Annotated in this window: 13 protein-coding genes; 10 read left to right on the forward strand and 3 right to left on the reverse strand. The window is 58.9% G+C overall.

Features of this window, described 5'->3' with window-relative positions:
- Positions 1-171: 171 nt before the first annotated feature.
- The gene (locus ACA068_RS26210) at positions 172-1,167 is read right to left on the reverse strand and encodes a GlxA family transcriptional regulator (protein ID WP_497305828.1); all 996 of its coding nucleotides are present in this window, start codon (positions 1,165-1,167) and stop codon (positions 172-174) included.
- 104 nt (positions 1,168-1,271) lie between these two features.
- Between ACA068_RS26210 and ACA068_RS26215 the strand changes: the two genes are divergently transcribed.
- The 10 genes from ACA068_RS26215 (at position 1,272) to ACA068_RS26260 (ending at position 10,580) form a co-directional block, all read left to right on the forward strand.
- Positions 1,272-1,826, forward strand: a complete 555-nt coding sequence (locus tag ACA068_RS26215) for a cysteine hydrolase family protein (protein WP_497305830.1) — start codon at positions 1,272-1,274, stop codon at positions 1,824-1,826.
- Positions 1,827-2,108: 282 nt separating this feature from the next.
- Positions 2,109-2,690: a YjfI family protein gene (locus tag ACA068_RS26220; RefSeq protein WP_010467297.1), complete on the forward strand. Its 582-nt coding sequence runs from the start codon at positions 2,109-2,111 to the stop codon at positions 2,688-2,690.
- A gap of 24 nt (positions 2,691-2,714) precedes the next feature.
- Positions 2,715-3,413, forward strand: coding sequence for a PspA/IM30 family protein (locus ACA068_RS26225; RefSeq protein WP_497305832.1), 699 nt, complete (start codon positions 2,715-2,717; stop codon positions 3,411-3,413).
- A gap of 155 nt (positions 3,414-3,568) precedes the next feature.
- Positions 3,569-4,132 (forward strand): rhomboid family intramembrane serine protease, encoded by a 564-nt coding sequence (locus tag ACA068_RS26230; protein ID WP_497305834.1) that lies wholly within the window; start codon positions 3,569-3,571, stop codon positions 4,130-4,132.
- A gap of 71 nt (positions 4,133-4,203) precedes the next feature.
- Positions 4,204-5,238, forward strand: coding sequence for an ion channel (locus ACA068_RS26235; RefSeq protein WP_109635242.1), 1,035 nt, complete (start codon positions 4,204-4,206; stop codon positions 5,236-5,238).
- Entirely contained in the window at positions 5,225-5,902 is a 678-nt protein-coding gene (locus ACA068_RS26240) for a DUF2491 family protein (RefSeq protein ID WP_497305837.1), read from the forward strand. The genes ACA068_RS26235 and ACA068_RS26240 overlap by 14 nt, the downstream gene beginning before the upstream one ends.
- Positions 5,903-5,917: 15 nt before the next feature.
- Positions 5,918-6,346, forward strand: coding sequence for a DUF350 domain-containing protein (locus tag ACA068_RS26245; protein ID WP_010467290.1), 429 nt, complete (start codon positions 5,918-5,920; stop codon positions 6,344-6,346).
- Between the two features lie 18 nt (positions 6,347-6,364).
- Positions 6,365-7,084 (forward strand): DUF1190 domain-containing protein, encoded by a 720-nt coding sequence (locus ACA068_RS26250; protein ID WP_497305839.1) that lies wholly within the window; start codon positions 6,365-6,367, stop codon positions 7,082-7,084.
- A 12-nt stretch (positions 7,085-7,096) separates the two neighbouring features.
- Positions 7,097-8,254, forward strand: a complete 1,158-nt coding sequence (locus ACA068_RS26255) for a glutathionylspermidine synthase family protein (protein WP_497305841.1) — start codon at positions 7,097-7,099, stop codon at positions 8,252-8,254.
- Positions 8,255-8,375: 121 nt separating this feature from the next.
- Entirely contained in the window at positions 8,376-10,580 is a 2,205-nt protein-coding gene (locus tag ACA068_RS26260) for an OsmC domain/YcaO domain-containing protein (RefSeq protein WP_497305843.1), read from the forward strand.
- Positions 10,581-10,649: 69 nt separating this feature from the next.
- On the opposite strand, the gene ACA068_RS26265 is transcribed toward ACA068_RS26260, so the two are convergent.
- Together ACA068_RS26265 and ACA068_RS26270 are read right to left on the reverse strand one after the other, a co-directional pair.
- Positions 10,650-11,177, reverse strand: coding sequence for a single-stranded DNA-binding protein (locus tag ACA068_RS26265; RefSeq protein ID WP_049711300.1), 528 nt, complete (start codon positions 11,175-11,177; stop codon positions 10,650-10,652).
- Between the two features lie 9 nt (positions 11,178-11,186).
- Entirely contained in the window at positions 11,187-12,584 is a 1,398-nt protein-coding gene (locus ACA068_RS26270) for an MFS transporter (protein WP_497305845.1), read from the reverse strand.
- Positions 12,585-12,657 lie beyond the last annotated feature (73 nt).

The raw sequence follows: 12,657 nt of genomic DNA on the forward strand, positions 1-12,657 counted from the left end.
GGCTGCAGAGATCAAGCCAAGGAGCGCTGGTATGAAACGGTTTCCAAATCAGTCAGTTATGGAAAGCGTGATGGCTCCAGGCCTGCTTGATTCTGCACGACAGAGTACTAACTCCATGCATTTTGCACGACTGACTCAGATCCACTGGGGGCGCGGGCTGTGTCGATTCAGCTACCGCGCGACGGCGGCAGTGGGCGTCACGCCAAACCGTGAGCGGTAATCACTCGGCGCCAGCCCGGTGATTTTCTTGAACGTCGCGCGGAACGCGCCCGGATCGTGATACCCCACCGTCCACGCAATGTGATCGATGGTGCCGTTGGTGAACTCAAGCATTTCCCGCGCCTTGCCGACCCGCAGGTGCTGGCAGTACTCGGTGGGTTTCAACCCGGTCGCCGCGCGGAATCGGCGCAGGAACGTGCGCTCTTCCAACCCTGCCCGCTCGGCCATCGCCGTCAGCGATACATCGGTGGCCCCGGTGCTTTGCAGCCAATGTTGAACCTTGAGAATCGACGCATCGCCGTGGCTGAGAATCGGTGAAAAATTGCTGCCGCATTCACTCGCGCTGTCGCTGTGCTCCACCACCAGAAAACGCGCGGTGCCGGTGGCGATACTCGGGCCGAGCAGACGGTCTACCAGGCGCAACCCCAGCTCGGACCAGGCCATCAGCCCGGCGGTGGTGATCAGGTCGCCGTCGTCGACGATGGGGGTATCGGCTTTTAACTTGATTGCCGGGTAACGCTCGGCGAAGGTTTTGGCCGAGGTCCAGTGGGTGGTGGCGCTGCGGCCGTCGAGCAAGCCGCTTTCCGCCAGCAGAATCGAGCCCACGCAGACCCCGCCGAGGGTCGCGCCCTGCGCATGTTGCTGACGCATCCAGTGGATCAACCCCCGGGGTGCCTGGCCCTCGGAGAATCCGACAATCGATGGCGGAATCAACACCGCCACCAAGGCGCGGTCTGGCCCCGGATGACTGTCGTACACCCGCTCGGGCGTCTGCTCGCCCTCAACCTGCCAATGGCTGATCCGTAGCAGCGGCAACTGCGCGGCCTGATGCTCGGCGGCTATCCGGTTCGCCACCCCGAACAAGTCCGTCAGCCCATGCACCGCTGCCATCTGCGCGCCGGGATAAATCAGCACGCCGAGTTCGACGATTGCCCTTTCTGCATCCATTGTCAGTTTTCCCCCTTCTATTGTCGGTGCAGCCAATCCTCGGAAGGCCCGCCACAGCCAATACTTCGTTCCACACCCAACACACCTATTTCGAGGAAACAGTCATGGCCAAGCAAGCACTCATCGTAGTCGATATCCAAAACGACTACTTCCCTCAAGGCAAGTGGCCGCTGGTCGGCGCAGATGCCGCTGCCGACAACGCCGTCCGTCTGCTCAAAGCCTTTCGCGACGCCGGTGATTCGGTGGTGCACATCCGCCACGAGTTCACCTCCGAAGAAGCCCCCTTCTTCACCCCGGGTTCCGAAGGCGCGAAGCTGCACCCCAAAGTTCTGAACCGTGCCGATGAGCCGGTGGTGCTCAAGCACTTCGTCAACTCGTTTCGTGAAACTGAACTGAAATCGATCCTCGACGAGCAAGGCATCGAGGAACTGGTGGTCGTCGGCAGCATGAGCCATATGTGCGTCGACGGCATTACCCGCGCCGCAGCTGATTTCGGCTACACCGTCACCGTGATCCACGACGCCTGTGCCTCACGCGATCTGGAATTCAACGGCGTCACGGTACCCGCCGCCCACGTTCACGCCGCCTTCATGTCGGCCCTGGGTTTCGCCTACGCGAGCGTGATTTCCACTGACGAATTCCTGGCGGCTAACCGCTAACCACGTAACGTATTGATCAAATTCCAAAAAGGGCCCGCCGCGCTTGAGCGCCGCGGGCCTTTTTCGTGGAGCGAAAAATGTATGACAAAAAATCTCACGCGTGAGCTATTGAGCATGGCAAAAATTGCCTGTAGTGTTTCTCACGCGTGAGTTTTTCACAACGAGGTCAGCCCCATGAAAAGCAGCTCTCCATCGAGTCCTCCCACGGGGCTCGATAACGATTCAGCAAGCCGCAAGGGAGAGCGCTCGAAACCGTCCGCGAAAAAACCATCGAGCTTCTACATGAAGCAGATGCGCGCGGGCCTGGGTGCCGCCGGTTATGTGAAACACGAGACTTGGGTGCTTCCCGAAAACCGAAGCCTGCTCAAGCAGATGGAGAAACAGCTTCGCCAACCGATTCTGGCTGGCTCATTCATGTCGGAGAATTACATGAGCGCAGGTACAAACTGGAACATCGATCGCCTCTTCAGCGCCCTTCAAGCCCTGGACGAAGTGGTTTCAAACGACATCACGCTTTCTCTCGTTCAAGGCTCCGAGTCCAGCATCAAGCTGGAAATGAACGACTTCGGTGGCTTGCCGATTTACATCGCGGTGGTGGGTGAACAGATCATCGTCGATACCGTTCTGGTCGACATCGAGTCCATCAACGATGTACCGGCCTTCAACGACGCCGTGCTGCGCAGCCGGGAAATGTTCCCGCTGTCCTCGATCGGTATCGAGTCCATGCCGAACGGGCAGATTGTCTACAACATGTTCGGCGCCCTGAGCTCCGACTCCAGCCTGACGAACATCGTGACCGAGGTGAAAACCCTGGTCGACAACGTCCAGCGCGCCAGCGAAGCCTTCGAACGTTTCTTCAATTAATTATTCGGTAACAGGAAATATCCAATGACTCAGTCCATCTGGAGCAAATTGTTCACCGCGCTGCGTGGCGGTGCCAACGAAGTCGGCGAATCGATCGTCGACCAACAGGCCCTGCGCATCCTCGACCAGGAAATTCGCGATGCTGACAGCGCCCTGGCCAACGCCAAGCGTGAGCTGGTCACCATCATGGCCAAGCACAAACTGTCGGCTGATCGCGTCAGCGAGTACAACGCCAAGATCAAGGACCTGGAATCCAAGGCTCTTGCCGCCATCCAGGCCAACCGCGAAGACCTGGCCCTGGAAGTGGCCGAAGCCATTTCGACCCTGACCAACGAGCTGGACGTCGAGCAAAAGCAGGCCACCGAATTTGGCGGCTATGCGGAAAACATGCGCAAAGACATCACCAAGGCCGAAAACCGCATCAAAAGCCTGCGCCAGCAAGTGGACATGGCCAAGGCCCGCGAAAGCGTGCAGAAAGCCCAGGTCAGCGCTTCGATCGCCAGTGGCGGCGCCAACGGCAAGCTGGAAACCGCCGTCGGTACATTGAACCGCCTGCAGGCCAAGCAGCAGCAACGCGCGGCTGAACTGGAAGCCCAGGACCAATTGGCCGATGCGTCGACGGGAACTGACCTGGAACGCAAACTGCGCGATGCCGGCATCACGCCGAACGAAGGCAGCGCCAATGCAATCCTGGAACGCCTGAAGCAAAAATCGGCCGAATAACCGACTCTCGGGTCGAACGCATAACCTGTGGGAGCTAGCCTGCTAGCGATTGCGGTTTGTCAGACAACATTGATGTCGACTGACACTCCCCCATCGCGAGCAGGCTCGCTCCCACAATAGATTGCGTTTCAGTTTTCAGTGAATCGAGGTCAAGGATGGATGCCCTGAAGGGTTTCAAGACAATCGCAGGCCTGGCGCTTTTCATGGTCGCGTTGCAACTGTTCAACGTCGCGACCGGCTACAGCCTTATGTCCTTCGGACTGATCCCGAGAACCGTGCACGGACTGCTCGGCATCATCACTTCGCCTTTCCTGCACGCTTCTTTTGCACACCTGAGCGCGAACCTGGTTGCCTTTTTGATCCTGGGCACCCTGGTCATTGTCGAAGGGCTCAACCGGTTCATTGCCGTCAGTGCGATCATTATTCTGCTGGGCGGCTCGCTGGTCTGGCTGTTCGGTTTTACAGGCGTACACATCGGCGCCAGCGGCTGGGTATTCGGGCTATGGGCGTACCTCCTGTCCCGCGCCTGGTTCCACAGGAGCTGGGGCAACCTGATAACGGCCGGCGTCGTGGCCCTGCTCTACGGCGGTCTGATTTTTGGCTTCCTGCCTCGCCAGGGTGTTTCCTTCGAAGGCCATCTGTTTGGTGCACTCGCCGGATTAATTGCAGCCAAGGTACTTTTCTCGGCGCCGCGCAGCAGGTTTAATGCCGCCGGTTGAACGCACTTGCGCATTCAGACGCCGAGGCGATGAAGTCGCCAGGAACAAGTACCCACGGAGTCAGGGACGAAATGTCGATTTTCCTTTTATTGCGCATGTATGCCTCGTCCCTCTTCCACCGTTTCGGCTGGGCAGGCCTGGTCATTGCCTTGGGCGTACACCTGATCACGGCGTATCTGGGCCTGGTGTTACTGGGCGAACAACACCTCACCGCCCCCGCCACGTTTACTTACTTCTATCTGACCACCACACTCACCGTCGGCTATGGCGATCTCGCGCCGCAGACAGCGGCGGGACGGATTTTCGTGGCCACCTGGGTCATGCTCGGGGGCATTGCGCTGCTGACGGCAGCCATCGGCAAAACCACCAGCAGCGTCATCGATGCATGGAGAAAAGGCATGAAGGGCAAAGGCGATTTCACCGGCAAGGTCGGCCATACGGTTCTCATCGGCTGGGAAGGCGCGTCCAGCGAACGGGTCATTGAGTTGTTGCTTCAGGACGAAACCTCGAACGACAACCTGATCGTCATTTGCGATTGCACCCTCGAAGAAAACCCGATGCCGGGCAAAGCGAGCTTCATCAAAGGTGAAAGCCTGTCCTCCGTGGCCTTGTTGCTGCGCGCCGGTGTTCCGGGTGCCGAACGCGTTCTGGTGCGAACCCATTCAGACGACCTGACCCTGGCCACCGTGCTGGCGGTCAATCAACTGAAGCCTGTCGGGCATGTGGTCGCCCACTTCAATGACAGTGAAGTCGCAGCGCTCGCCAGCGCCTACGCACCCAGCCTGGAATGCACCTCAAGCATGGCCATCGAGATGCTGGTGCGCGCCTCTCAGGATCCGGGCTCGTCAGTGGTCATCAACGAACTGCTGTGCGTGGGTCAAGGCGCCACTCAATACCTGATGAAACTGCCCGAGGCCTTTGAAGCGACGTTTGGCGATCTGTACACACGGATGAAAGAACATCACAACGCCACGCTCATCGGCTATCGCGCCAAGGGCGCCCGACAACCGTCGATCAACCCGCCCGGCGCCACCCGCGTTGAGGGCGGCGAACTCTTCTACATCGCCTCCACTCGCCTCAAGGAAATCTCCAATGGGATGGTTTAAACAGTTGATGGGGCTTGAGGCCCCGAACGCGACGACAGAATCGAAATGGACCGCCAGCGAAACCCCGCCTCCGGCCACTGGCCCATTGGGCCTGGGATTGGGCAAGGGCGTGATGTTCGACACCACCCTGAAATTGCTGCTCGACGGAAATACCACGGTGACGATTCCGGGCTCCCAGCAGATCTGGAGCAGCGGCACCGTCGATCTCGGGCAGTCGACCTGGCTGTCGCGCTATTACATGAACGACGAAGACTACTGGCTGCAGGTGCACACCACCGGCGAGATCGCCGGGCAGGTCGAGTCGGTGATCCTGTTCAATTACCTCAGTTACATCACCATCAGCAGTGAAGCGGAGCTGCGCCGACTGGCCGGTCCGCAGAGCCTGATCGGCCTGCCGACCTACTCCCATAACGGCGTCGAATACACCCGCGAATGGGGCACCGAGGATGGCCAGACAGAATTGGTGGCGCTGAGCGAACAGCTGAAAAATCCGGACGAGTCCTACGGTATCGAGCACCGTTCGATGCTGTACGCCCGCGAAACCGGCCTGACCGATCGCCGGGAATTCCTCCTGTTTTCCGTTGAAGAAGACGCCGAAGGCACCATCAGTTTGAGCACCTCGCTTGGCATCTCGCTGTACACAACCGACCTGAACACGCTCTGAAAAAGGAAGAAGTCCATGCTAGAAGCACTCTCCATCTCGTTGAACAAAGCCGCCGTGTTCGGCTTTGTTTCTTACATCCTCGGCGCTGCCGTTCTGTTCGCGCTGTTCCAGTTCATCTACACCCGCATCACCCCGCACAAGGAATTCGAACTGATCCGTTCCGGCAACGTGGCGGCTGCAATTGCCTTGGGCGGCGCCATCATCGGTTTCGCCATTCCGGCCAGCAATGTGATTGCCTACTCGATCAGCATCCTCGACTTCGTCGTCTGGGCGGTGATCGCTGCCCTCGTACAATTGCTGGCGTTCCTGGTGACCAGCCTGGTGCTCAAAGGCACCTCCGAGCGCATCAAGAAAGGTGAAATCGCGGCCGGCATCTACGTGGCAGCCGTGGCCATCAGCGTCGGCATGTTGAACGCCGCGTGCATGACCCCTTCCCAGAACTGATTGCGCCCGGAGATCCCGATGAAACGAAGCAAGTACGTTCAGCTTTCGCTGGCAGCGTCGGTCGCCATGGCGATATCAGGCTGCGGGCCGACGGAAAAAACCTACGCGGTGCAGAAGAAGTACAACTTCCAGTCCGTTCAGCAGTGCGCCGATGAAAAGCTTCCGGTGGATGTCTGCTCAGACGCCTACATGACAGCCATGACCGAGCACCGCCGCATAGCGCCGGTGTACGACAACCAGGCCGATTGCGATGCCGACTTTGTCGCCGACTGGTGCCAGCAGGACTCCACCGGCAAGTTCATCCCCAAGCTGGGCGGGTTCGAACTGACCGCCGATGGCCAAGTGACGCAATCCCAGGTGGACGCGGCCAAGGCGCAACTACCCGCCTCGGAAGCGGCGAACAGTGGAGGCTCGGGCTTTTCCACCAGCAGCCTGCTGACCGGCCTGCTGATCGGCAACATGTTGAGCAGCAACCGCAACAGCTACTACTCCGAGCCGGTTTACCGTTATCGCGATGATCGCGGAAATTACGGTTCATCAACGCTCAACCAGCGGATTTCAAAGGGCTCGACGTTTACCAAGTCCAATCAGGCGAGGTACGGCAGCAGCAATTACGCCGACTCGGTCCGTTCCTCTACCAGCAAGCCGATCTCCGCGGCCTCGTCCACTTCCCGTGGCGGCTTCGGCAGTAAGGCCAGCGCACGCAGCGGCTGGGGCGGCGGCGGGTCGAGCAGTTAAGGAAACCGGGCCATGAAGAAGATCCATTGCGCAGAGCGTGCTGACTGGAAACAGACCGCCGAGAATCTTGGCTTTCTGTTCCACACCATCGACAACGAGCCCTACTGGGACGAGAGCGCGTATTACCAGTTCTCGCTCAAGCAGATCGAGAACGATCTCGAAGACCCGACCACCGAGATTCATGAGATGTGCATGGACCTGGTGGCCCGTGTGGTTCAGAGCGAGGAGCTGCTGGAACGCCTGAGCATCCCCGCGCCTTTCTTCGACATGATTCGCACGTCATGGCTCGAAGGCCACCCGCACCTGTACGGGCGCATGGACTTCTCCTACAACGGCACCGGGCCCGCCAAGTTGCTGGAACTCAACTACGACACGCCGACCAGCCTGTATGAGGCCGCGGCGTTTCAGTGGGGTTGGCTGGAGCAATGCATCGAACGCGGCTTGCTGCCCAAGCACGCCGACCAGTTCAACAGCATCGACACCAAACTGCATCAGGCCTTCGCTCAATTGCAGCTCAAACAGCCCTTCTACTTCGCCTCGATGAAAGACTCGGTCGAAGACAAGGGCACCACAGACTACCTGCGACTGGTGGCGGAAAAGGTCGGCATCGAATCACGCCACATCGATATCGAAGACATCGGCCTGACCAGTGATGGACGTTTCGTCGACCTTGAGGACCGCTGGATTCCCCACCTGTTCAAGCTGCACGCCTGGGAGTTCATCTTCCACGAACCCTTTGGTGCAGCGATTGCCCAGAGTGATACGCAGTTTTTCGAACCGGCCTGGAAATCCATCATTTCCAACAAAGGCATCCTGCCGCTGTTGTGGGAGTTCAACAAAGGTCACCCGAACCTGCTCGCGGCCCACCTCGATACCGAACCGGGCAAAGCCGTGCCGAAAGGCTGGGTGCGCAAGCCGTTCTTCTCGCGGGAAGGCGCAAACATCGAGTTGCAAACCGCTGACGGTCTGATCGTGAAAGAGGACGGGCCCTACACCGATGCGCCGTTTATCCTTCAGGAATTCGCGCCGCTGCCGCAGTTTGGTGACAGCTTTACTTTGATTGGCTCCTGGGTGGTCGGAGATCAAGCGGCGGGGATCGGCGTGCGTGAGGACAACAGCTTGATCACCAAGGATTCGAGCCGGTTCTTGCCGCATCTGATACTCGACTGACCCCTCCATCGCCCACTAAAAAGGCCCGGTGTGGACATATCGACAGACGCCCGCAAGACTTATGGCTGAAATGCCGGATAATGGCCGCCAAATCGTCTAGCCGTTATTCTGGTAATCCCCCATGGAAATCAAGGTCAACTTTCTCGACAACCTTCGACTTGAAGCCAAGTTCGACGACTTCACGGTGGTGGCCGATCAACCTATCCGCTACAAGGGCGATGGCTCGGCACCGGGTCCGTTCGATTACTTCCTGGCGTCGTCGGCGTTGTGTGCGGCATATTTCGTGAAGTTGTACTGCGACACTCGCAGTATTCCCACCGAAAACATCCGCCTGTCGCAGAACAACATTGTTGACCCGGAAAACCGCTACAACCAGATCTTCAAGATCCAGGTCGAGTTGCCGGCGGACATCTCCGACAAGGACCGCCAGGGCATCCTGCGTTCCATCGACCGTTGCACCGTGAAAAAAGTCGTGCAAGCAGGGCCTGAGTTTGTGATCGAAGAGGTGGAAAACCTCGACGCCGATGCCCAGGCGCTGTTGATGCCCGCTTCCAGTTCAGAGGCGAGCACTTATATTGCGGGCAAGGATCTGCCGCTGGAGCAGACCATCGCCAATATGTCGGCCATTCTGGCGGACCTGGGCATGAAGATTGAAATCGCCTCGTGGCGCAATATCGTGCCCAACGTGTGGTCGCTGCATATCCGCGATGCACACTCGCCGATGTGTTTTACCAACGGCAAGGGCGCAACCAAGGAAGGCGCGCTGGCGTCGGCGTTGGGCGAGTTTATCGAGCGACTCAACTGCAACTTCTTCTACAACGACCAGTTCTGGGGCGAAGAGATCGCCAACGCGCCGTTTGTGCATTACCCGGACGAACGCTGGTTCAAGCCTGGCCGTAAAGATGAACTGCCGGCCGAAATCCTCGACGCGCACTGCCTGAAGATTTACAACCGCGACGGCGAGTTGCGCGGATCCCATCTGATCGATACCAACTCGGGCAATGAAGAGCGCGGCATCTGCTCGCTGCCATACGTGCGCCAGTCGGACGGCGAGGTGGTTTATTTCCCGTCCAACCTGATTGAAAACCTGTTCCTGAGCAACGGCATGAGTGCCGGCAACACGCTGGCCGAAGCCCAGGTGCAGTGCCTGTCGGAGATCTTCGAGCGTGCGGTAAAACGCGAAATCATCGAAGGTGAATTTGCACTGCCGGACGTGCCGGCCAACGTGCTGGCGAAGTACCCCGGGATCCTGGCCGGTATTCAGGCGCTGGAAGAGCAAGGGTTCCCTGTGTTGGTGAAGGATGCATCCCTGGGGGGTGAATTCCCGGTGATGTGCGTCACGTTGATGAACCCGCGCACCGGCGGTGTGTTCGCCTCGTTCGGCGCGCACCCGAGCCTGGAGGTGGCGCTGGAACGCAGCCTGACCGAACTGCTCCAGGGCCGCAGCTTCGAAGGCCTCAACGACTTGCCACAGCCGACGTTTGAAGGTCATGCGGTGACCGAGCCGAATAACTTCGTCGAGCACTTCATCGACTCCAGCGGCGTGGTGTCGTGGCGCTTCTTCAGCTCCAAGTCCGATTACGAATTCGTGGAGTGGGACTTCTCCGGCCAGGGTGAAAACTCGAATGCCGAGGAAGCCGCGACCTTGTTCGGCATTCTCGAAGGCATGGGCAAAGAAGTGTACATGGCGGTCTACAAGCATATCGGCGCGACGGCGTGCCGTATCCTGGTGCCGGACTACTCGGAAATCTATCCCGTGGACGACCTGATCTGGGATAACACCAACAAAGCGCTGTTCTTCCGCGCCGATATCCTGAACCTGCATCGCCTGGACGACGAAGAATTGCAAGCGCTGGCTGAGCGTCTGGTGGAAAGTGAACTGGACGACTACACCGACATCACCTCCTTGATCGGCATCGAATTTGACGACAATACGGCCTGGGGTCAGCTGACGATCCTGGAGTTGAAGCTGCTGATCTATCTCGCCTTGCAACAATTTGAAGAGGCGAAAGAGGCGGTGGAGATGTTCCTGCAGTACAACGACAACACGGTTGAACGTGGCTTGTTCTACCAAGCCGTCAACGCTGTGCTGGAGATGAAGCTGGACGAAGACCTGGAGCTGGAAGACTACGAGGCCAATTTCCGCCGGATGTTTGGCAACGAACGGATGGATGCCGTGATCGGCTCGGTGGATGGCAGCGTGCGCTTCCATGGCTTGACGCCGACCAGCATGAAACTGGAGGGGCTCGACCGGCACCTGCGGCTGATCGAAAGCTACAAGAAGCTGCACTCGGCACGGGCCAATGTGACCACGTTGGCCAATTAACAGCGCCCACAAAAAAGCGAAGCCATATGGCTTCGCTTTTTTGTGTCTACGGTTCTGAAAAACTGCGGATCAGAACGGGATATCGTCATCAAAGCTGTCGAAATCCGGAGCCGGCTGTGGAGCGGCCTGCTGTGGAGGCGGAGCCTGACGCGACTGCTGCGGTGCCGACTGCTGCGGACGCGGAGCCTGCTGGCGTGGAGCCGGGGCGGACTGCTGATAGTTATTGCCCCCGCCTTGTTGCTCGCCCTGCTGTGGACGGCCGCCCAGCAACTGCATGGTGCCTTGCATGTCGACCACGATTTCAGTGGTGTAACGCTTGATACCGTCTTTTTCCCACTCGCGGGTCTGCAGCTTGCCTTCGATGTAGACCTGCGAACCTTTACGCAGATATTCACCGGCAATTTCGGCCACCTTGCCGAACATCGACACACGGTGCCATTCAGTCTTCTCGACCTTCTGACCGGTTTGCTTGTCGGTCCACTGTTCGCTGGTCGCCAGACTCAGGTTGGTCACGGCGTTACCGTTAGGCAAGTAGCGAACTTCGGGATCCTGGCCGCAAGTGCCGACCAATATGACTTTGTTAACCCCACGGGCCATAACGTTCTCCTAGGCTACGCACGCAGCCCCGGCCGGGTTGTTCACCAGGCGCTCAAGGGTGGTGCGATCCAATAGTTCTGTGTCCAATTTGATGTAAATCGCCGCTTCCTCAGCAACGATTACCGCATCTGTTACCCCTACGACGGCCTTCAGGCGCTCAACCAGACCCGCTTCGCGGATCGCCTCGGGCGACAACGGCAAGCGCAGACTCGTCACGTAGGGAGGTTCGCGCATGGTAACAGCAAAGGCCAGCCAAAGTGCAGCCAGGCCGGCGCATCCGAGGAATACAACCGACAGACCGCCATGCTGGAACATCCAGCCGCCGAGGATCCCGCCCAGCGCCGAACCGAGGAACTGGCTGGTGGAATATACCCCCATCGCAGTGCCCTTGCCGCCCGCCGGTGAAACCTTGCTGATCAGCGATGGCAACGAAGCTTCCAGTAAGTTGAACGCGGTAAAGAACACCACCGTCCCGATCACCAGAGCCCGCAGGCTGTCGCCGAACTGCCAGAAGAATAGCTCAGTGAGCATCAGCGTCAGCACCGCGCCCAATAAAACTCGTTTCATTTTGCGTTTCTTCTCGCCATAGATAATGAACGGGATCATGGCGAAGAAGGAGATCAGCAGCGCGGTAAGGTAGACCCACCAGTGCTGCTCTTTAGGCAGCCCGGCTTTTTCGACCAGGGCCAGAGGCAATGCAACGAAGCTCGACATCAACATCGCGTGCAACACAAAAATGCCCAGATCCAGGCGCAGCAGGTCCGGATGCTTGAGCGTCGGGATCAGCGCCTGACGCGCGACGCCGGACTCACGGTGCTGCAACGGGCCGGTGGAGCGCGGGACCATGAACATCACGATCACGATGCCGAACAGCGCCATGCCGCCCGTAGCGAGGAACAACCCGGACAAGCCGAAAGCACGGGTCAGTAACGGCCCTACAACCATCGCGACAGCGAACGACAGACCAATCGTCATGCCGATCATGGCCATGGCTTTGGTCCGATGCTGTTCCCGGGTCAGGTCTGACAGCAGCGCCATCACCGCGGCGGAAATCGCCCCGGCGCCTTGCAGGATGCGTCCGGCGATAACGCCCCAGATCGAGTCGGCATTGGCCGCCAGCACGCTACCGAGGGCGAAGATGATCAGCCCGAGGTAAATCACCGGACGACGACCGATGCGGTCGGAAATGAAGCCGAAAGGAATCTGGAAAATCGCTTGGGTCAGGCCGTAAGCGCCGATCGCAAGCCCGATGAGGGCCGGGGTCGCTCCTGCCAGATCCATCCCATAGGTCGCCAGTACCGGCAACACCATGAACATGCCAAGCATACGGAAGGCGAACACCAGGGCCAGACCGCTTGCTGCGCGGGTCTCACTGCCACTCATGCGTTCGCTGTGGGGATCGTGCATGGAAAAACCTCATGTGAACCGGCGGCGATTCTACCAGTCCCATCGATTGACGGGGTATATCGCGACGCTTTGA

The organism is Pseudomonas sp. LBUM1660, from assembly GCF_059695935.1.

Bases quoted from the DNA above. Each gene is read 5' to 3' on its own strand.
- ACA068_RS26210 (WP_497305828.1), bottom strand. From the start codon at position 1,167: ATGGATGCAGAAAGGGCAATCGTCGAACTCGGCGTGCTGATTTATCCC.
- ACA068_RS26215 (WP_497305830.1), top strand. From the start codon at position 1,272: ATGGCCAAGCAAGCACTCATCGTAGTCGATATCCAAAACGACTACTTC.
- ACA068_RS26220 (WP_010467297.1), top strand. From the start codon at position 2,109: ATGAAGCAGATGCGCGCGGGCCTGGGTGCCGCCGGTTATGTGAAACAC.
- ACA068_RS26225 (WP_497305832.1), top strand. From the start codon at position 2,715: ATGACTCAGTCCATCTGGAGCAAATTGTTCACCGCGCTGCGTGGCGGT.
- ACA068_RS26230 (WP_497305834.1), top strand. From the start codon at position 3,569: ATGGATGCCCTGAAGGGTTTCAAGACAATCGCAGGCCTGGCGCTTTTC.
- ACA068_RS26235 (WP_109635242.1), top strand. From the start codon at position 4,204: ATGTCGATTTTCCTTTTATTGCGCATGTATGCCTCGTCCCTCTTCCAC.
- ACA068_RS26240 (WP_497305837.1), top strand. From the start codon at position 5,225: ATGGGATGGTTTAAACAGTTGATGGGGCTTGAGGCCCCGAACGCGACG.
- ACA068_RS26245 (WP_010467290.1), top strand. From the start codon at position 5,918: ATGCTAGAAGCACTCTCCATCTCGTTGAACAAAGCCGCCGTGTTCGGC.
- ACA068_RS26250 (WP_497305839.1), top strand. From the start codon at position 6,365: ATGAAACGAAGCAAGTACGTTCAGCTTTCGCTGGCAGCGTCGGTCGCC.
- ACA068_RS26255 (WP_497305841.1), top strand. From the start codon at position 7,097: ATGAAGAAGATCCATTGCGCAGAGCGTGCTGACTGGAAACAGACCGCC.
- ACA068_RS26260 (WP_497305843.1), top strand. From the start codon at position 8,376: ATGGAAATCAAGGTCAACTTTCTCGACAACCTTCGACTTGAAGCCAAG.
- ACA068_RS26265 (WP_049711300.1), bottom strand. From the start codon at position 11,177: ATGGCCCGTGGGGTTAACAAAGTCATATTGGTCGGCACTTGCGGCCAG.
- ACA068_RS26270 (WP_497305845.1), bottom strand. From the start codon at position 12,584: ATGCACGATCCCCACAGCGAACGCATGAGTGGCAGTGAGACCCGCGCA.